The organism is Planctomyces sp. SH-PL62 (assembly GCF_001610895.1).
GTDB lineage: Bacteria > Planctomycetota > Planctomycetia > Isosphaerales > Isosphaeraceae > Paludisphaera.
This window is the reverse complement of record NZ_CP011273.1, coordinates 837592-857313: the sequence shown is the minus strand read 5'-3', so window position 1 is coordinate 857313 and position 19722 is coordinate 837592. Positions and strand designations below refer to the sequence as shown.

At 69.1% G+C, this 19722-nt stretch carries 15 protein-coding genes; 8 read left to right on the top strand and 7 right to left on the bottom strand.

Annotation, left to right across the window (positions count from 1 at the left end):
• Nucleotides 1-7 precede the first annotated feature (7 nt).
• The 3 genes from VT85_RS03345 to VT85_RS03335 all read right to left on the bottom strand — a co-directional run bounded on the left by VT85_RS03345 (nt 8) and on the right by VT85_RS03335 (nt 3405).
• Nucleotides 8-1795, bottom strand: a complete 1788-nt coding sequence (locus VT85_RS03345) for a hypothetical protein (RefSeq protein ID WP_068410498.1) — start codon at nt 1793-1795, stop codon at nt 8-10.
• Nucleotides 1796-1917: 122 nt separating this feature from the next.
• Entirely contained in the window at nt 1918-3039 is a 1122-nt protein-coding gene (locus VT85_RS03340; RefSeq protein WP_197491064.1) for an iron-containing alcohol dehydrogenase, read from the bottom strand.
• A 42-nt stretch (nt 3040-3081) separates the two neighbouring features.
• Nucleotides 3082-3405 carry a hypothetical protein gene (locus tag VT85_RS03335; protein WP_068410495.1) on the bottom strand — a complete coding sequence of 108 codons (324 nt, stop codon included), beginning with the start codon at nt 3403-3405 and terminating at the stop codon, nt 3082-3084.
• A 554-nt stretch (nt 3406-3959) separates the two neighbouring features.
• Here VT85_RS03335 and VT85_RS03330 point away from each other — a divergent pair.
• From VT85_RS03330 to VT85_RS03315, 4 genes are all read left to right on the top strand, one after another.
• Nucleotides 3960-5264, top strand: coding sequence for a S1C family serine protease (locus VT85_RS03330; protein WP_068421312.1), 1305 nt, complete (start codon nt 3960-3962; stop codon nt 5262-5264).
• A 272-nt stretch (nt 5265-5536) separates the two neighbouring features.
• A complete protein-coding gene (locus tag VT85_RS03325; RefSeq protein WP_197491063.1) occupies nt 5537-6208 on the top strand; it encodes a CPBP family intramembrane glutamic endopeptidase in 672 nt (223 codons plus the stop codon).
• Between the two features lie 109 nt (nt 6209-6317).
• Complete coding sequence (locus tag VT85_RS03320) at nt 6318-7322, top strand: hypothetical protein (RefSeq protein ID WP_068410488.1); 1005 nt, start codon at nt 6318-6320, stop codon at nt 7320-7322.
• Nucleotides 7323-7414: 92 nt separating this feature from the next.
• Entirely contained in the window at nt 7415-8374 is a 960-nt protein-coding gene (locus VT85_RS03315; protein WP_068410485.1) for a DUF6263 family protein, read from the top strand.
• 45 nt (nt 8375-8419) lie between these two features.
• Here the strand turns inward: VT85_RS03315 and VT85_RS03310 are convergent, their stop codons facing one another.
• Nucleotides 8420-11509 (bottom strand): sigma 54-interacting transcriptional regulator, encoded by a 3090-nt coding sequence (locus tag VT85_RS03310; protein WP_197491062.1) that lies wholly within the window; start codon nt 11507-11509, stop codon nt 8420-8422.
• A 620-nt stretch (nt 11510-12129) separates the two neighbouring features.
• On the opposite strand from VT85_RS03310, the gene VT85_RS03305 reads away from it, so the two are divergent.
• Nucleotides 12130-13008, top strand: a complete 879-nt coding sequence (locus tag VT85_RS03305) for an alpha/beta fold hydrolase (protein WP_068421309.1) — start codon at nt 12130-12132, stop codon at nt 13006-13008.
• A 61-nt stretch (nt 13009-13069) separates the two neighbouring features.
• Here the strand turns inward: VT85_RS03305 and VT85_RS03300 are convergent, their stop codons facing one another.
• Both VT85_RS03300 and VT85_RS03295 read right to left on the bottom strand, forming a co-directional pair.
• Nucleotides 13070-13564 carry an ankyrin repeat domain-containing protein gene (locus tag VT85_RS03300; protein WP_082858317.1) on the bottom strand — a complete coding sequence of 165 codons (495 nt, stop codon included), beginning with the start codon at nt 13562-13564 and terminating at the stop codon, nt 13070-13072.
• A 504-nt stretch (nt 13565-14068) separates the two neighbouring features.
• Nucleotides 14069-15214, bottom strand: coding sequence for a hypothetical protein (locus VT85_RS03295; RefSeq protein ID WP_231871450.1), 1146 nt, complete (start codon nt 15212-15214; stop codon nt 14069-14071).
• Between the two features lie 129 nt (nt 15215-15343).
• Here VT85_RS03295 and VT85_RS03290 point away from each other — a divergent pair, with 129 nt between their 5' ends.
• Both VT85_RS03290 and aroF read left to right on the top strand, forming a co-directional pair.
• Complete coding sequence (locus VT85_RS03290) at nt 15344-15919, top strand: HD domain-containing protein (protein ID WP_082858316.1); 576 nt, start codon at nt 15344-15346, stop codon at nt 15917-15919.
• 671 nt (nt 15920-16590) lie between these two features.
• Nucleotides 16591-17604 carry a 3-deoxy-7-phosphoheptulonate synthase gene (gene aroF / locus VT85_RS03285; protein ID WP_068410471.1) on the top strand — a complete coding sequence of 338 codons (1014 nt, stop codon included), beginning with the start codon at nt 16591-16593 and terminating at the stop codon, nt 17602-17604.
• A 293-nt stretch (nt 17605-17897) separates the two neighbouring features.
• Here aroF and VT85_RS03280 read toward each other — a convergent pair whose 3' ends face one another.
• On the bottom strand, nt 17898-18476 hold the full coding sequence (locus VT85_RS03280; protein ID WP_068410467.1) for a hypothetical protein: 579 nt from the start codon (nt 18474-18476) through the stop codon (nt 17898-17900).
• A 369-nt stretch (nt 18477-18845) separates the two neighbouring features.
• Between VT85_RS03280 and VT85_RS27335 the strand changes: the two genes are divergently transcribed.
• On the top strand, nt 18846-19337 hold the full coding sequence (locus tag VT85_RS27335) for a hypothetical protein (RefSeq protein ID WP_068410464.1): 492 nt from the start codon (nt 18846-18848) through the stop codon (nt 19335-19337).
• Nucleotides 19338-19722: the final 385 nt, after the last annotated feature.

The following is a 19722-nucleotide window of genomic DNA, read 5'->3' as shown; positions in this document are numbered from 1 at the left end:
ATACGGCTCAGGGCTCGATCAGGAGGGTGAGTTCGCGGATTCGGATCCGACAGGGGCGGTTGTCGGGCTGGATTCGGATTCGGGCGACGGGCTCGTCGATCCAGACGGTCGTCGTCCGGTCCTCTCCGGTCGGGAGGAACCAGTCGCCGTACTGGGTCTCGGGGGCGTCGTACCGGCTGGAGGGACACCAGGCGAGGCGGAACCGGGCGGGTGCGCCGTCGTCGTTGCGATGGTCGTAGCGGATCCGCACCCCGGCGACGCGGACGGTCTCGGGGAGATCGAACCGGACCCAGGGGTCGGGGCCCTCGGCGATGAACTCGCCCGACTTCCACCTTCCCATGCGGACGTCGGACGGGCGCGGGTCGAGCGAGTCTTCGCGGAACGTCGGATCGGGCCGCAGGCGTCCGAATCGGCCCATCCTCGCTTCTCGAAGCATCTCCAGATAGTCGTGGAGCGTCTGCTGCGAGGGATGCAGGAACGGGACGTATCGGCGCACGAGCCGGAAGATCGGGACGCCCGCCTCGCGCTCGCGGGCGAACCTCGCGGCTTGCGTTCCGGCCGCGTGGCCGGCTTCGAGGGCGTCCCGCGTGTTGGGCCAGAGCAGCATGCAGGAGGCCGCGAACAGGGCCGTCGGCGCGATCGAGCGGAGCACCCGGCCTCCGTGGAAGGCGAAGGCCAGGTACGCGACGACCAACGTCGGGGCGGCGAGCGTGGCGTACCGAAGCTGCAACCCGGCCTCGACGCCCTCGCCGGATCGCCCCCAACCCGTCCCCAGGGCGAGCCCCCCGACCGACGCGAGCATCGCCAGCAAGCCCCCGATCCGCGGCCGTTTCTCCGGTCGCCGGAACCAGGCGACCAGCAACGTCGCCGCCGCCCCGATCGCGACGACGGCCGCGGCGACGCCCGAACAGGGCCAGAGGGCGACCCCCGCCGGCCCGAAGCCCGTCGCCAGGAACTGCAACGTCGACCGCCAGACCGCCCCGAGGCCGCCCGGCGGTGCGTGATGGCTGGGGGCCGCATAGCCGCGAAGATAGACGATCGCCAGGACCGCCGACGGTGCCGCGCACAGGGCGAGCCAGGCCCCGCGCCGGCGACTCCCCGGCCGCCCCGACCTCGCCTCGGCCCAGCCTGTCGCGACGAGCCACAGGATCGGCGCGGGGAGCAGCAGCAGCCCCCCCGCATTGCACAGCGGCATCAGGGCCAGGCACGCGCCGAAGGCCGCCGCACGGGGGAGGTCCGGCCGATCCGAGCGGGCCGCGACCAGACCCGTCGCCGCGCAGAAGAGGACGACCGGCAGGACGTAGGCGACCTGGATCGCCCAGAGCAGGTTGTGATGATGACCGAGATTCAGCAGCGCCAGCGGCAGGAAGGCGTCGGCGTACCTTCGACCTCGCGGGTCGCGGGCGACGGCGATCAAGAGGGCGGCGGCGCCCGCCGCGAGCAGCAGCACGATCAGCCCCATCACCGGCCGGGGGTCCGCCCCGTCGAGGCCGAACACGCCGAGCAGCACCAGCCGTGGCAACGGGATCCGATGCTCGCTGTGCTGCGACCAGAGCCAGCCGATGGTGATCGGCTCCTCCCCGCAGAGCTGCGGAACCACCGCGTAGTCGTCATAACGCGGGGCGTCCGCTCCGAACCGGCCGACATACCCGAGCGCGACCAGCAGCGAGACGACCCAGGTCGACCAGACGAAAACCGCCGCACCGACCTGGGAGGAGATGCGCGGCGGCGAAGGCCGTCGGGAGCTCGCTCCGGCCGTCGAGGACTTGCCATCAATCGTGGCGAGCGATCTCATGAAACCACTCGTGCTTCACATTCGGTCATCCAATAGATGACCATGTTACACGAGAGGCGGCCCCGACGCGCTGATCTTGCGTCCGCAAGGTTTCGAGGACGGATCGCGGCGTTTCGCAGGCCTCACCAGGCCCGGTCGAGCAGTTCCTCCAGCAACGGCTGGTTGCAGGGTCGGGGGCAGGAGGCGAGGGCCGGATCGAGCAGGGCGAGGCGGGCGTACTCGGGAATGCGGTCGTGGGCCGCGCCCTCGACGTCGCGGAGTCGGCGAGGAAGCGGCGCGTTGGCGCGGAGGAGTCCGACGAGCGTGATGAGGTGGCCGGGGCCGTCGCCGGCGCGGCCCAGGCCGAGGCGGGTGGCGAGTTCGGCCATCCGAGGCTCGACGGCCTCGCGGACGAACCGCAAAGCGTGGGGCAGGAGGATCGCCACGAGGGGGGCGTGTCGGCCCGGCGCGTCGATCTCGACGGCGAAGGCCAGGGCGTGCGCCACCCCCAGACCCTTGTGGGACGACGTCCCGCCCAGCAGCGAGCCGATCATCATGGCGGACCTCGCCTCCAGGTTGGAGCCGTCCTGCACCGCCGCCTCCAGGCCCCGGAAGATGTACCGCAGGCCCTCGACCGCCGCGGCGTCGCAGAGCGGCTGGAAGCTGGTCGCCAGATAGCTCTCCAGGCAATGCGCCAGCGCGTCCAGGCCGGTGGCGGCGGTGACGGCCGGCGGCGTGGTCAGCGTCAGGCCGGGGTCGCAGATCGCCAGCGAGGGGAATCGAGGGTCCGGCCCCGCTTCCCGCTTGCAGCCCGTCTCGGCCGATCGGATGCGGCAGGACGCGAGGACCTCGGCGCCCGATCCGGCCGTGGTGGGGACCGCCGCCAGAGGGGGCAGGCCCAGCCGCAGTCTCATCGCCTTGGCCGCCTCGATCGCGGCTCCGCCCCCCAGGCCCACCAGGCCGTCGCACTTCGACTCCCGGTAACGATCCGCGCCACGGTCGATCTCCTCGTCGATCGGGTCGGGCGAGAGATCCGCGAAGACGACGGACGCGCCGAGCGCGCCCGCGACCTGATCGACGACCCCGCCGACCACCCGCCCGGGCGAGGCGACGAGCAGGGGACGGGCGACCCCCAGGGACGAGAGCGCCGCCGGCAAATCGCGGACGGCGCCCACCCCGAAGTGGATCGGGATGGGGAAGTCGAACAGGGACGTTCCAGCCGGGATCGGAGAGCCCGAGCCGGAGGAGAGCATGGGGCCGATCACGGCAGGCCCCCCCCCGCCCGATCGCCCTCGCAGCGGTCGGCGTCAGTCGAGCGAATCAAGGAGCCCCTCCATCTCGGCCGCGGCGTGGTCGTCCCCCCGGGCGCGAGCCTTCGCCACCCCCGTCCGGAGGATCTGGGCGGCGGCCTCGAATTCCTCGGACTCGGCGTACGACTGCCCGAGCTGCTGGTACGCCGCCACCTCATCCTCGGGATGGTCGGCGATCAGGGCCTTCAGCCGATCGCGGCCCTCCTCCACGTCCCCGTCGCGCAGGCACTGCAGCGCCAGCCCATAACGCAGGAACGTATCCGAAGGGTCGTCGCGGAGGCTTTCCTCCAGCTTGAGGCGTCGTTGCGATTTCGCGGCCATTCATCCCGACTCCGGTGGTCGTCTTGATCCCTCATCTAGTTTTACTCTCTCGACGCTCTTTTCGTAGGGCCCTTTCTCCTTAATTGGCCGACCGCCTCCCTGGAGCGACCTCTCAGGACTTCAGCGGGGTGCGTTGGGGTGCAGGAAAACCGTGCAAACAGGCCGGCGACCCGAACGTTTGTGCCTGGCTTGCGGCCGAGAAGACAGGCAATTTAGACCTATTATATGGATACTTGCGGAACCCAGGGAAGCTAGGAGGTATCAGGGCGACTTAGCTCAAGCTGGTAAGCAGGGTAACCGATCCAAAAGCAGGTCGGAGGGACCCGGAGCGCGGCGGAATGGACGTCGCCGGAGCCGGGGGACACGGATGGAAGCCGACGATCCGGATCGGCCTACGCATTGGGGACGACATCGTGCCAAGACCCTGGAGTCGCCGTACAGAGGGGGAACGCCGTCCCAGTCCGCCGGGCCGATGGCTGGGCGTCGGGCTGGTCCTGGGCGTCTTGTCGATCGGGGCGCCGGTCGCGCCGGCGTGGGGCTCGGACCCGACGGCGGTGGGAGTGCGCCGGACGGCGGTGGTGGAGGCGGTGGGCAAGGCCCAGGCCTGCGTGGTGAACATCTCCAGCGAGAAGAAGGCGGCGTCGAGCAGTCGCTGGCCGTTCTCGCCCGAGGAGAATCAGCGCCCGCGAGTCAACGGCATGGGGAGCGGCGTCATCGTCGACGGCCGGGGCTACATCCTGACCAACCACCACGTCGTGGACCGGGTGCAGGGCGTGCAGGTCCAGTTGCTGGACGGGACGAGCTACCCCGCGCGGGTGCTCCACTTCGACCCGGTCATGGACCTGGCGTTGATCAAGGTGGAGCCGACCTCCCCCCTGCCGGCGATCAGGATCGGGACCTCGGCCGACCTGATGGTGGGCGAGCCCGTCATCACCATCGGCAACGCCTTCGGCTACGAGAACACGGTCTCCGTCGGCATCATCAGCGCCCTGCACCGGGACGTGACGCTCTCTGACGAGCAGGTCTACCGGAACCTGATCCAGACCGACGCGGCGATCAACCCGGGGAACTCGGGCGGGCCGCTGATCAACATTGAAGGGGAGCTGATCGGGATCAACGTGGCGGTGCGGGCCGGCGCCCAGGGGATCGGCTTCGCCCTGCCGATGGACGAGGTGAAGCGGGTCGCCGCCGAGATGCTCAGCACCCGCCGACTGGCCGCCACCTGGCACGGCGTGGTCGCGGCCGAGACGACGCAGGGCTCCCGACGGGTCCTGGTGGCGGCCGACGTCCAGCGCGGCAGCCCGGGCGAGGCCGCCGGCGTCCAGCCGGGCGACGAGCTGGTCCAGATCGGCTCGATGCCGGTCGCCAACGCCCTGGACGTGGAACGGGCGTTCCTCGACTCCCGGCCGGGGACGCCGACGACGGTCCTGGTCCGCCGCGACGGGGCCGAGACGACCCTCGCCGTCGACGTCCGACCGTTGGCCGAGGGGACGACCCTCGCCGCCTACGAGCCGACCGACCCAATCTGGGAGACGCTGGGCCTGAAGACCTCGCCGGCCTCCGGCCAGGACGTCTCCTCGGTCAACCCCAAGCTCCGGGGCGGCCTGTTCATCCAGGCCGTCTCGCCCGGCAGCCCCGCCGCCGCCGCCGCCCTCCAGCGCGGCGACATCCTGGTGGGGATGAACGTCGGCGACCGGAACTGGGAGACCATCCGGCCCGACAACATCATGTACGTCCTCCGCCAGCCCGAGGCCGTCCAGACCGACAGCGCCCTGCTCTACGTCATCCGCCGCAACGGACTCCAATCGCGCCGGATCAGCCTGGCCGACCCCCGCGTCAAGAACATCATCGCCCAGTAGTCCTGTGGCTCGAAAACCCCGTCCCCGGCCCCGCGCCTCCGTCCCCGACGCGAGGCCGGGGCCGTCGCGTTTCGAAAAGACGTCGTTCGTGCGTGAATCGTCGCCGCCGATGCAATAGTCGCACGCAGCCCTGCAATCGAAGGCGACCGAGGATCGACACCGAAGGCCGGGTCCGTTATGGTAGAAAACAGCCTGGAAACAGCCCTCCCGACCGGCGTCGGTCGAGCCCCGATTCCATCCCTCGGAAATTTCGGATGCAGGATCGCCACGACTTGGACGCCCCGGAGGAATCTCCGCATCCGGAGATCGATGCGCCCGGTCATGACGCGATCGTGACCTTCGCGGTCTTTTTCGAAGGGGGCCTCGCCCCGTTCTCGCTGCTCCTGGGCTGGTGGTTCGCCCACCCCCCCCTGCGCCACTTCGACTGGAACTTCCAGGCCGTGATGCTGGGCGCGGCGGCGGCGGCGGCCCCGGCGGCCTGCTTCCTGGCGATGCTTCGCTGGCCGATCGGCCCCCTGGTGCGGATCAAGCGATTCTGCGAAGACGAATTCGTCCCCCTCCTGGGGAACAGCTCCTGGGCCGACCTGGTCCTGATCGCCATCTCGGCCGGGGTCGGCGAGGAGATGCTCTTCCGGGGCGTCTTCCAGACCTCGATCGCCAGCGCCACGAACGAGACCTGGGGCGTGATCCTCTCCAGCCTGCTGTTCGGCGCCCTGCACCCGATCTCGATCCCCTACTCGATCGTCAGCTTCTCGATGGGAGTCTACCTGGCGCTGATCTTCCTCTCGACGGGCAACCTGCTGGCGGCGATCGTCTGCCACGGGGTGTACGACTTCGTCCTGATGGCCTACCTCCTGCGTCCCGGCGACCCGAATCGACCGATTCGAAACCCGATCGACGCGATCGACGCCGATCGGCATATCGACGAGCATGACGCCCCCTGATGCTTTCGTCGGCCTCGCCGAGTATTATGCTGGAGACGCCCGCCGCCCCCGACCGAGTCGCCTGGGGGGCCGGGCGCGATCGTCCGACAGCCGGAAAGGTCTGGACCCCATGAAGCACCCGGCCTTGAGAGCGACCGGCCCGCGGCGAGACCGCAGCGCGGGCGTCGCGCTGTTGCTGCTCCTGCCGCCGCTGCTGGCGGTCGGGACGGGCGAGGGGGGCCTGGCCGCGACCGTGGGCGACCCCGTCGCGCTCCGCTGGGGGCTGGAGCCCGGTCGCGTGCTCCACTACGTCATGGTCCAGGAGTCGTCCCACGTCTGGACGCCCGACGGCGGCCGGGCCGCTCGGGTCGAACGCCGCCAGCACGTCGATTTCCGCTGGATCGTCGACAAGGTCGACGGTTCCATCGCCGACATGACCCTGATCGTCGACCGGATCCGCATCAGGATCGGGGGCGAGGGCTCGCCGACGGAGTTCGAGTTCGACACCGCGTCCGACCCGGCTCGCAAGGAAGGGCCGTTCGCCGCACGTCTCGCCGCCCTCCTGCGCGGGCTTGTCGGCGCGAAGATCGACTTCCGCATGGACGCGCGCGGGGAGATCCTCGACGTCAAGATCCCCGAGCCGGCGCGCTCCCTGATCCACCAGGCCGGGCAGACCGCCGCCGCCGCCGCAATCTCCGAGGAAGGCGTCCGCAACCTGATCGTCCAGGCCCACCCGCTCCTCCCCGAAGGCCCGGTCGAGCCGGGGGCGACCTGGACCCGCCAGGCGACCGCGGCCATGCCGATGTTCGGCGCCCTGGTCCTCGACAAAACCTACACCTACCGCGGCCCCCAGGCCGATCGCCCCGCCCGGCACGAGGTCGTCGTCGACACCCGCATCACCCTCCGGCCGGCTCCCGAGGCCCCCATGGAGGCGAAGATCCTGAAGCAATCGGCCTCGGGCCGGTTCAGCTTCGACGCCGACCTCGGCGTCGTCGCCTCTTACCACCTGGAAGACGATCTGACCATGGCCTTCTCGGCCCAGGGTCAGCGGATCGAACAAGCCATCGCCAGCCGGATCGACGTGACGCTCGTCCCCCCGGCCGACGCTTCCCACCCACCTTCCTCACCTCGATGAGACGTGGATCGCCCGTCCCCGTCCCCCGCGCGTCGCGGGACGACGCGGGCCCGGCCCGCCCTCCGCTCCCTCCCCTTTTGGAGTTCCGACCCATGCCGCATCCGATCCCGGAAACCCCGACTCCCCGCCCTCGCCGCCTCGCCGTCGCCGCCCTTTCCCTCGCGCTGGCGGTCGGCCTGGGCGTCGGCGCGTCGGCCCGGGCCGACGCCCCCCTGCGCTGGAAGTTCCAGAAGGGCGAGACCATCCGCTACGCCCTGGTCCAGAAGACCGAGAGCAAGATGAAGGCCGGCGAGATCGAGCGCGGCTCCACCGTCCAGCAGACCAGCGACCTCCGCTGGATCGTCGACGAGGTCACGCCCGAAGGCGTCGCCACGATGACCCAGATCATCGACCGCGTCCGCGTGAAGCTGGAATCCGCCGGCCAGCCCCCCTTCGAGTTCGACTCCGAGGACAAGGACAAGCCCCAGGAAGGCCCCATCGCCGCCCAGATCGTCCCCATGTTCAAGGCCCTCGCCGGCTTCGAATGCTCGCTGACGATGGACCCCCGGGGCCGGATCGAATCCGTCAAGATCCCCCAGAAGACCCTCGACGCCCTCCGCGAAAGCCTCTCCGGGGCGATGGGCAACCTCTTCTCCGAAGAGTCGATGAAGAACATGATCACCCAGTCCGGGCTGATCCTCCCGGAAGCGGCCGTCGAGAAGGGCAAGGGCTGGACCGACGAGTCCACCCTCCCCGTCCAGCAGCTCGGCACGATCAAGACCGACAAGACCTACACCGTCGAGGGCCCGGCCGCCGAGGACCCGAGCAAGGTCGTCATCACCCTGGACGCCAAGATGACGGTCGACGCCGCCGACAATCCCCAGATCTCGTTCGAGATCAAGGAGCAGAAGAACGTCGGCCGCTTCCTGTTCGACGCCGAGAAGGGGCGGATCGCCAGCTCCCACGTCGAGGTCAAGATGGTCCAGCTCATCACCGCCGGGGCCAACAAGCTCGAGCAGACCATGAACAACACCATGGAGATGACCCTGAGCCCCGAGCCGGCCGCCAAGTGACCGCGAACGCGAACGCTCGGGCGGCTCCCGCCCGGCCCGGCCTGATCAGGCCAAACCGTGCTTCTTCAGCTTGCTGAAAAAGGTGCTCCGCGGCATGCCCAGGATGCGGGCGGCGACGCTCTTGTTGCCGTCCGCCTCCTCCAGCGCCTCGACCAGTCGCTGCCGCTCGAACGAGGCGAACTCGGCGCCCCACTCCTCGCCGTCCAGTAGCTCCGCACCCGTCGCCGCCGGCGGCGTCGCGACGGGACTGGCCCCACGCGGCGTCGACGCCCGGGGCGCGACGACCGCCGCGGCCGCCCTCGTCCGGTATCGGCGTCGGATCGGCTGGCGGACCTCCGGCGGCAAATCGTCCGCCGTCAAGGTCGGGCCGTCGGCCAGGACCACCGCCCGCTCGATCGTGTTCTCCAGCTCGCGGATGTTCCCCGGCCAGTCGTGCGCCATGAGCGCCTCGACCGCCTCGGGCTCGATGTACGTGAGCAACTTCCCCATCCTCGCCGCGTGGACGTCCAGGAAGTGCATCGCCAGCTCCAGCACGTCCTCGCGACGCTCCCGAAGCGCTGGGGTCGACAGGCAGATCACGTTCAGGCGGTAGTACAGGTCCTCCCGGAACCGACCGGACTGGATCAGGGCCTCCAGGTTCTGGTGCGTGGCCGCCACGACCCGCACGTCGACCTGGATCGACTGCGAGCTTCCCACCCGCTCGAACGACATCTCCTGGAGCACCCGCAGGAGCTTCGTCTGGACCTCCAGGTTGATGTCGCCGATCTCGTCCAGGAACAACGTCCCGCCGTCGGCCTGCTCGAACCGGCCGACGCGGTCGCGATCGGCACCCGTGAACGCCCCCTTCACATGGCCGAACAGTTCGCTCTCCAGCAGGTTCTGCGACAGGGCCGCGCAGTGCACCTTGACGAAGGGCCGCTGCGCGCGCGGGCTCGCCGCGTGGACGGCCGCCGCCAGAAGCTCCTTGCCCGTGCCGCTCTCGCCCCGGATCAGGACCGCCGACGTGCTGGCCGCCACCTTCCGCGCCATGTCCATCATCCGCCGCGCCGAGGGGCTCGAACCCTTGATCCGCTCGAACGCTTCCACGAGGCCCGAGGGCTCCTTCCGCCCCCCGGCGTCTGCCCCCGATCCCGGCGGCGCGACGCTCTCTCGCTCGGCGCGGTCGCGGAGTTGGTCCTGGAGGATCAGGATCCGCCGCTGCTGTTCGGAGATCTTCTCCACCTTGTCCCGCAGCTCATGGTTGAGCGTCTCCAGCGTCTCCTGGATGTCGGCCGAGTGCAGGGCCATCGCCGAGACCGAGCTGAGCGCCCCCAGGAACGCCATCTCCTCGTCCTCATACGGCATGCCGCTACGCTTCGGCCCCAGCACCAGCACACCGGCCAGTTCGCCGTCGCCGCCGACGCCGCACGCGGCCTCCCCCCCCAGCGCGATCATCGCGTCGGTCGCCGGGTCGAACGCCGCCGCCGAGCCCATCACGTGCGATTGCCGGATCGAAGACGCCTGGCGGAGCCGCGACACCAGTGGGTCGTCCGGCTCCAGCACCGCCTCGTCGGGAGCCGGCCCGTGGCTCGCGGCCAGCTCGAACCGCCCACTGGCGCCGTCGGCCAGATAAAGCGCCCCCCACTCCAGCCGCAGCACCTCGGCCGTCCCCTCCAGCAGTCGCTTGCCCAGCGTCTCGCGATCCACCAGGCTCCCCACCGCCAGCCGCATCTTCTGCATCGCCTGGTCGAATTTGTACTTCTCCCGGAAGAAGCGACGGTCGAGGATCCGCTGAAATCGCCCCCTCGCCACCTCCGAGATGAACAAGACCACGATCACCGAGACCGTCGCCACCACCGCCCCCCACGAGGGCCCCAACGCCGAAAGGCGGTCGCCGATCAGCTTGCCGCTCACCAGCAACAACAGCGAGTAGATCAGGCCCGCCGTCACGCTGAACGCGAAGTAGGCCACGCTCCGATTGACGATCTCCTCGACCTGCAACAACTTGTATCGCGTGATGCTGAACGCGTGGGCGATCGTGTAAAGGAGCGAGACCGTGAACATCGGCCACGCCGCACTGTCGCGGCCGAGGTTCGAGGGGTCGATCAGCGTCTGGATCATCAGGTAGCCGATCAGGACCGACGACGCGACGGTCGCCAGCAGGATCCACTTCACCTGATTGCGCTCGCCGCGATGTCGCGATCGGCGATAGCTGAAAACCAGGCAGAGGAAGCAGAGCCCGAAGAAGAAGACCGCCACCCAGACGTAGCTGAGCGCCAGCAGCCGGATCAGCTCCAGGGCCGTCGTACTCTGGGTCACGTCCCGCAGCCGAAGGAGCCGCGAGGCGTACATGCTCCCCCACAAGGCCCCTAAAAAAGCCCCGGGCACGCCGTACAGAACCCCGAGGACCCATCGGCGATGTAACAGCATCAGCGGATTCGGCCGTGGGAAGACCAGATAGAAGTGCAGGTTCACCGTCGGCACCAGGAGGGCGAACAGCACGAACGGGTAGATGAGCGCGGGCCTCCCCACGATCTCCGTCCAGTGATACCCCCCCATGAACGCCCCGACCGTCACGATGCAGAGCATGTAGAAAAGCCGCGCCGAATCGTCGTTCGGCCGCCGCCAGAAGACCCTCGCCCCCACCCCGAAGATCAGCATCTCCTGGATGAACCAGACCAGCGACCAGACCCACGAACGAGTCGGCGCGTACCGGACCTGGGCTTGCGCCTCGTGGATCCGTCCCGAGTCCGGATTCCTCCATCGCACCTCGACCGACTCGCCCACATGTCCGCTCAACTCGCGGATCGCCATGATGTAGGCGGAGTAGCCCCCCTGGGCCAGATGGACGTCCCCGATCGAGATCAGTTCATCCCCTCGCAACGGACGATCATCCTTCCCCGCCGCGTCGACCCACCGGAAACTCGGCGAGACGTTCTCCTCGATCTCCGTCCCGAACATGCAACGCACGCCGATGGTCCCCATCCAGGCCACCTGGCCGAGGACCATCGCCGAATACGCCAGCACCGCGATCGTACAGGCCATGTAGAACAGGCGCAGACCGACCCAGCGCTCGCCGAGCCACGAGGTCGCCGCACTGGCTCGCCCGTCGCGACGGCCCCCCCTCCCGGCCCTCGACGAGGCCCGCCTAACCAAGATGGGATCCAGTTCGGCATCGCTCGCCCCCCGGCGTCCCCCCGATCCAGGAGAAGCCTCAGCCCATCCAATCGCCACGACCCGCCCCTGCAAGAGCGACCCGCAAGCCTGACCATCGCCCCGCCAGTCTACCCTATTTCGGCGCTGGAACCCCAGGTTTTCGCTAACGAAGATCCGCGAGTTTTCGTCGTCGCCGAAATTTCGCCACCAACGACCCCTTTTTCGACAGCGCGAGCATCTCGTCTTTCCACGCGATCGAGCCCGACACTGAGACGACCAGAACCGCCGACTCAACCACCTCTCTGAGCTAAAATGAGACGACTGGGAAGACTAGCGAGCCTTGCCAACGCGATCCTCCATCCGACACGGCGATCAAAGCGCCGAAATCTCGACACTCGGCAGCCGAACTGTCGATATGACGAAATTTGGAACACCAAGAAAATCGACACGTTTCACCCTGGGCACGCGAAGTGCGATAGAGTCCTACCGAATTCGCGGCTCATGCGGCGGGCTGGAACACCAGGCTCGTCAGGTGGCGAGGAATTCCGACTGACACTTCAGCGATGATCCGGCAGCAACGGACGGGTCGTATCGACCCGAGGTGGGGCGAGGGGGACGGCATGCGGCTATCAACGAAATGGCGAGACTCCTGGTCGACGATCGTGCCCGAAGCGGGCTCGCGCCGCAGCCATCGCGTGACGGTCAATGGTGCGGACTTCGACGTCGTCCGGATGGGCTGGGGCGACCCGCTCGTAGTCGTGCCCGGGATGGCCGGCGGGTGGCGGTTGACCGCCCCCCTGCTCCGGAAGCTCGCGAAGCAGCATCAGGTCATTACGTATAGCCTTCGCGGCGACCTCACCCACGGTGCGGGCCCGCTGGGACATACGCGGACGCCCTATGTCGAGATCGGCCAGCACGCCGCCGACCTGGCCGCCCTGCTCGAGCATCTCGGGCTGGAGCGGCCTTCGGTCCTCGGCGTCTCGTTCGGCGGGGCCGTCGCCCTGGAACTGGCCGTCGAGCAGCCCCGACTGCTGGATTCGCTGATCGTCCAGGGGATCGAGTCGCGGTTCCACGCGACGGCGGCCTCGGCCATCGTCCGCCGCGTCCTGGAGCGGTATCCCCTGCTCCCCAACAGCCCGTTCCTCAACCAGTTCCTCAACCTGCTGTACGCCAAGAAGCCCGAGCCCGGCCCGCAGACCGATTTCGTGATCGAGCGGATCTGGGAGACCCCCCAGTCCGTCATGGCCCATCGCCTGGCGCAGCTCGAGCACTTCGACGTGACGGATCGCCTGTGGCGGATCGACGCGCCCACGCTGGTCCTCGCCGGCTCGAAGGACGCGATCATCCCGGTCTCGCGACAGAAGCGGCTGGCCCAGGACGTCTCAGGTGCCCGCTTCGAAGCCATCGAAGGTGCCGGCCATATCGGGTTCGTCACCCACGCCGACTCGATGGCCCGCCAGGTCCAGGCCCACTTCCAGCGCGTCAAGGCGTCCGTCTAATCGAGGCCGACCGCCTCGCGACGGGCCGGTCGGCCCGGCCCGTCGCTTAACCCGATCATCCTCAGGAAGTCTCCCCCTCGCCGGATTCGGCCCCGGCGGGGTGGGAGCTTCTTGCTTCTAGAGGGTCGGCGGCGGCGGCTTCCGCCTCATCCCCCTTCGGCTTCGAACCGCGCGTCTCGAGGATCGTCTGGATCCTGGCTCGGGTGCGCTGGCCCCGGCAGCGTCGCAGGTAGTCGTGGCCGTTGCGGCGGGTCTTGTCCGGCGTCCGGAAATCGCCGCCGTGCTCGGCCAGGACCTTCAAGACCTGCCACTCGGAGGCGCGGGCGGCCGTGGTGACCGGCGTGAACCCTTTCTCGTCGACGTGATTGACGTCGGCGCCCCGCTCCAGGAGTAGCTTGACGACCTCCAGATGCCCCTCCTTCGCGGCGACCTGGAGCGGCGTCATGTTGGACGGTCCGTCGGTGACGACGTCCACGGGCGCCCCCTCGTCCAGCATGCGCCGGACGCCCGCCTCATCCCCTTCGGCGGCGAGCTTGGTGAGGCCGCTGAACATCATCGATTCCCCTAGAAGTTGCGTCGGCCCGTCGCGGACGAGACGCCACGAACCCCGGCCGACCTCCCCATCCTACCCGATCCCGGCCTGCGCGACATCGCCCCTCCCAGAGACGTAAGCTCGACCGGCCCAGGTTCACTCGAGCGCAAACCGGCCTCATGATGAGGGTAGGAGCGGTGCGCCCCGCGCCTCCGTCCCCCGTTCCGACGGAGAGAATCGCGACATGGTCGAAACTCGCCGAACAAAGCCAATTCGGGAACCGGCTTTATGGATCGAAACCCCAGGCTAGCAGAGACTTGCGACAGATTGGCTCCGTTCGTCGGCGTCCCGATCGAAGCCAATCGCCAGGCATCGCATCCGAGGCCGAAAATGGCCGAACAAAGCCAATCTCGGAATCCGGGCAGAGATTGCAACTTATTTCAGAATTTCGAGATGCGGCGAATTGGGTTCATTCGCGGGGAGGCCGAACGAAGCCAATTTCCGCGACCCTCGATGCGCCGGCTTCTGTCAGGGTCGGATGGCGCGGTAGAAGCGTCCCATCGCCTGCACTTTGTCCCAGTCGGGGCCGATGCCCGACCAGTGGAAGACGGTCGCGCCGGTCGATGGGGGCCTCGTGCCGTGGTCCAGGATCGCGGCGACGTCTTCCGGACGGACGGTCTCGCCCCAGTCGGCGACCTGGACGATGGGCCAGATCTTGTGGCGTTCGCCGGGCTCGCCCCGGACGCCCAGGAACTCGCCGAGCCAGGCCGTCTGGCGCGAGATCCAGGCGGGGTCGTCGGCGTGGCCGAACCGGGCGTGGTAGGGCATGATGCTGAAGACGTCCAGGTAGGGAGCCTGGGCCTTGAGGTCGATCGCCAGCTTGTCGCGCAGGGCGCCGCCGCGTTCCTTGTCGGTCCAGGGGCAGTGGAATGTCCCCAGCAGGGCACTGGGCCGGACCTCGTCCACGATCGACCGGAACTCGCGGACCCAGTCGGTGAAGACGCCGCAGCGCCAGGCCACCCACTTCTCGCGGTCCTCTCCCAGCAGCCGGCGGGCGATCTCGGGCGTGGGCCGGTCGCCGATCGTCGCGCCGGCGTCGCGGGCGAAGGTCTCCAGGCACCGCTTGCAGAAGCAGGTGTCGGGCAGGTTGGGCTCGGCCTGCTCCCAGCTCGCGTGGGCGTGGTGGTAGTCGAGCCAGATCCCGTCGACCGGGGCCTCGGCGAGCGTCTTCCGGAAGGCGGCCATCCGCTCGCGACGGTATTCGGGATGGGTCGGGCAGACCCCCTGCCAGCCGTCGGGCGCGGGGGAGCGCAGGCCGTCCGGGCCGACGGGCGCGGCGTCGGGGTGGTCGGCCAGGTAGCCGGCGTGGTGCATGGTGTTGAACTCGGCGAAGACCCGGACGCCGGGGGCCTTCGCCTTCAGGTCGGCGACCACCCCTGCCGTCGCCCCTTCCGACCCGATCCAGACGGCGTTGATTCCGTAGTCGTCGAGCGTCTCGCCCCGCTCGAAAATCTGCGACGGGACGCCGCCGTAGACGCCCCGCACCACGACCCTGGGCCGGGGTTCCGCGGGGGGCTCGGCCTCCGCTCGGGGCTCCGCGACGGCCGCTCCGAAGCCGAACAGGCAGGCTCCGAGGAAAGTCGCGATCCGGGAATGCGTCCGATGGCTCGTCATGGCGTGGTCTCATCCGGCGGGCTTGAAAGCGGGACTCGGATCAACCGCCATCTTGCCCTCACGGGCCCGGCGGGGCAAGCTGCGAGGGCGTGCGGTCGATCGTCGCGGACGTGCAGGAGCCTGGAATCGATGTCGGATGCGCCCCCCTTGTACTCGGATCGCCTGGAGTCCGCCTCGCGGTTCGCGGCCGTCGCCCATCAGGGCCAGGTGAGGCGGTCGAGCGAGACGCCCTACTTCCAGCACGTCGCCGCGGTGGCCGGGATCCTGGAACGCGCCGGCTTCGCGGAAGACGTCGTGATCGCCGGGCTGCTCCACGACGTCGTCGAGGACACGCCGACGACCCTCGACGAGGTGTCGCGGTCGTTCGGCCCGGAGGTCGCCCGGCTCGTCGGCTTCTGTTCCGAGGTCAAGCTCGACGCGTCGGGCCGCAAACGTCCCTGGATCGACCGCAAGACCGACCACCTCGCCGCCCTGGCCGACGCCCCGGTCGAGGCCCGCGCCGTGATCCTGGCCGACAAGCTCCACAACCTGGCCGCCATCGCCCACGACCTCGCCCGGGGCGTCGACGTCTGGGCCGCCTTCCACGCCGACCGGGAGCAGGTCCTCTGGTATTACGAAGCCTCCCTCCGCGTCTGCGGCGAAGGCGATCCGCGGCTGGAGCGATTGGCCCTGGCCTGCCGGGCGGTCCTGGAAAGTCTGGATTGATTTTCGACGCCAACGGTTGATCCCGCCCCCCCTCGGGGATACAGTGATTGTGTCGATTCGGGCGACACGCGTCTGAACGGCACTCGGATCGCGCTACCGTGGCGTGACGGACTAGAGCCCGCACTCGCGATGAGGCTGGACTCACGCGGGCCCGGGGAGGCTAGAACGTAAAGGAGGTGATCGCGTGTGTAGTGACAACCAGGGGCGGCTCGCCTAACGGCAGCCGACGGGTTGCCCGTCGGGCAAGCCGCATATTCCGAACCTACCGAGGTTTGGTTCGATCGGGCTCGGGGATTCGCCCCGAGCCCGGTCGGATTCGCCTTTCTTGATCGATACGACAGCGACGATTGGGGTTCCCTCGCGTGGCTCACGGCTTGTTTGCGACCTATAACGGCTCCTATCAGGGCTGGTGGTTCTGGTTTACCAGGGTCACGTCAGGTCGCCGGGCAGTGTGCGGAGGTGTCGTTTAGAACCCCACCCCCATACAAAGTCAAAACCCAAAGGCCCCGGGACCTGGCATCAGGACCGGGGCCTTTTCGTTTTCCGCTTTGCCCATTCCGAGTTTCCCAGCAAGAGGGCGTCGGCGACGTCACCTCGACCTCCCGGCCGCGTGCGCCGGGGCAGGATCGGGCGGGCCCCGAGGCTCAACAATCAGAGGGAGGGCGTCAACCGTGATCGTGGTGATGAAGCCGGACGCGACCGGGACGCAGATCGAGACCATGGCGCAGCAGATTTCGTCGCTGGGGCTGACCCCGCAGGTCATCAAGGGAGAGCACCAATCGATCGTCGCCGCGCTCGGCCAGGAGCGGCCGGGGCTCGCCGAGGCGCTTGAGACCGGCGAGGGGGTCGAGAAGGTCCTGCCGATCATGGCCCCCTACAAGCGAGCCTCGTCCGAGATCAAGAAGGACCGGACGGTGGTCAAGGCCCTGGGCCTGGAGATCGGCGGAACGAAGATCGCGGCCATCGCCGGCCCCTGCTCCGTCGAGAGCGAGGAGCAGATCGTCGCCATCGCCCGCAAGCTCCGCGACCTGGGCGCGACGGGCCTCCGGGGGGGCGCGTTCAAGCCCCGGACGAGCCCCTACAGCTTCCAGGGCCACAAAGAGAAGGGTCTGCAAATGCTCGCCGCCGCGCGGGCGGAGAGCGGCCTGGCGATCGTCACCGAGGTCATGGCGCCCGAGCATGTGGCGATGGTCGCCGAGTACGCCGACGTCCTCCAGATCGGCGCCCGCAACATGCAGAACTACCAGCTCCTCCAGGCCGTGGGAGACTCCGGCAAGCCGACCCTGCTCAAGCGGGGCATGAGCGCGACCATCGAGGAATTCCTGCTGGCAGCCGAGTACATCCTCGATCGCGGCAACCCCAACGTCGTCCTCTGCGAGCGCGGGATCAGGACGTTCGAGGACCACACCCGATTCACCCTGCCGCTGGCTACCGTCGCCTACCTCAACGAGAAGTCCCACCTCCCCGTCGTCGTCGACCCGTCGCACGGCACCGGCAAGGCGAGCCTGGTCGCGTCGATGTCCAGGGCGTCCATCGCGGCGGGCGCCGACGGCCTCATCATCGAGGTGCACGAGGACCCCAAGCGGGCCGCCAGCGACGGCTCCCAGACCATCACCCCCGCGGCCTTCGGCCAGCTCATGGACCAGTGCCGACGCGTCGCCGAGGCCGTCGACCGGACCATGTGAGCCCACGCCCCATCCCCCGGCGGGAGAAAACCGTCGAAAGCCGGACCAGGGGGACGACCGCCGTCGCATCCCCGGTCCGGCGTGGGCCTCGAAGTCCGCAGCCCCCTCACGACGGTCTTCCCCCCTCGCGGGGAGGACGAGCATGAGCGCCGACGGAATTTGCAGGCCGATCGCTTGAAACTCCATCGGCCTTCGTGCTCGATCACGGTCTTCCCCCCTCGCGGGGGAAGGACGTGATGATCCCTATCGAAACCGGCCATCGGGACAGGCCGAGGGGCGGAGGATTGACTCCGTCACGCGGGCGTCGGGTATGCGAGGTTCGACCGCCACCACGCCCGGAACAGGACTGACGCCACGATCACTGCGGCCAATCCGCCGAACTGCAATCCCCAGATCGAGCCCCCGACCCAGGCGAAGCGGATCAGCGCGCCGGGCTCCTCGGGGGCGGCGCGGAAGGCCTCACGGTAGAACTCCGGGCTGAGCGTCGCGAGCCCCGTCGCCAGCAGCCCGCCGATCACCCAGCACGCCAACGCCGCCCCGCCGATCGCCAGCAGGTACTTCCCCGAGACCCGTAGCGGGCACCGCGCGTGGCTCACCATGCCGACCGTCGACGTGAAGATCATCGAGAGGCCGAGCCCGAACAGGAGCCCCTCGAAGATCCCCTGCGCGACGCTCGCCCGCGCCACGTCGAGCACCCGCTCCCAGTGCATGACGGCGCGAAAGTACTCGGGACTCACCCGGCCGTTGATCGCGTTCGTAAGGCCGCCGAGCGCGGCCCCCATCGCCACGCCCCAGGCCGCCAGCGCGATGATCGCGCCGGGGCGGCTCTCATCCAGCTCCCGAGATGCTCGGACCCTCGAATCGACGTTCATCACGGCGTCTCCAATTGACTCGCGCGGCCGCGACGGCTCGCACTCCCGTCCTCATCATGGCCGGACGGGTCTGGTCCGTGCCAGGGCGGCGCGGCAATCTCGCCGCACCCGTCACGGCTTGCCCTCGTTCGGCGGCGACGGGTCGCAAGCACGTTTCCAAACGGGTTCGAATCAACAAAACACGATCTCACGGACTTCGTTCGTGGGTTAGAATTCCCGGAGGGACTTCCGCGATCGCGCGTCGAAGTCGCCTCGCACGGTCGGCATCCCGATCACCCTCGATTCGACCCCGCGGGGCGCGGCCCGGCGGGCGTCGCGGCGCAGCGAGGATCAGGTCGCTCCAGCCCCAGCCCCCCACGAGAGGTCGACATGAGCCCGACGAAGAAGACGAAATCGAAGACGGTCGCGGAGAGCGTGAAGGAGACGGTCGTCGAGGCCGCCGTCGCCACGAAGAAGGCGGCCAAGAAGCTTCCGGGCCAGGTCGCCGCCGCGGCCAAGGCCGCCGGTGAATCGATCGCCTCGGGCGCCGAGGCCGTCCGCGACAAGGGGGCGGAGGTCGTCGAGGCCGTCGCGGCCTCGCTCCCCGGTACCGACGCGGTGCCCAAGAAAGCCAAGGCCAAGCCCAAGGCGAAGGCCGCCGCCCCCAAGGCCAAGACGCAGACCAAGGTCAAGACCACCGTCAAGGCGGACGCCCCCAAGGCCGAGGCCAAGACCAAGCCCGCGCCGAAGAAGGCCGCCGCCGCGAAATCGGCCGCCCCCGAAGCCAAGACCGCCTCCAAGGCGAAGGCCAAGCCCGCCGCCAAGGCGAAGCCCGCCGCCAAGGCCAGGTCGTCCGCCAAGAAGACGTCCCCCCCGGCGTGACGAGCCTCCCGGAATTCCCACGCAGGCGAGCGGGTCGACGCCCCGGCTCGCCTCTTTTATGCGCCGCGGCTCGGGCTCACTTCCCGAACATGCGATCGAGCCTCGCGGTGAGGGCGGACTTGCCGCGATGGCCCCGGCGAGTCTCGTCGATCCGGGTCCGGAACTCCGCCGTCCGGACCGATCGCGCGGCCAGGTCGCGACGGGCCAGGTCGTCCAGGCGTCGGTCCCGCTCCTCGGCCTCCCCTTGGTTCCGCCGTCCCGCCAGGACGGCGCGGGCGGCGTAAGCGTCCGGAGTCCTTCTCCCTGGGGTGTCTCTCGCCAGTCGTCCCGGCCGGCGACGGGGCCGTCGATCGCTCCCCTGTCGCTTCGGCCCTGAGCAGGGTAA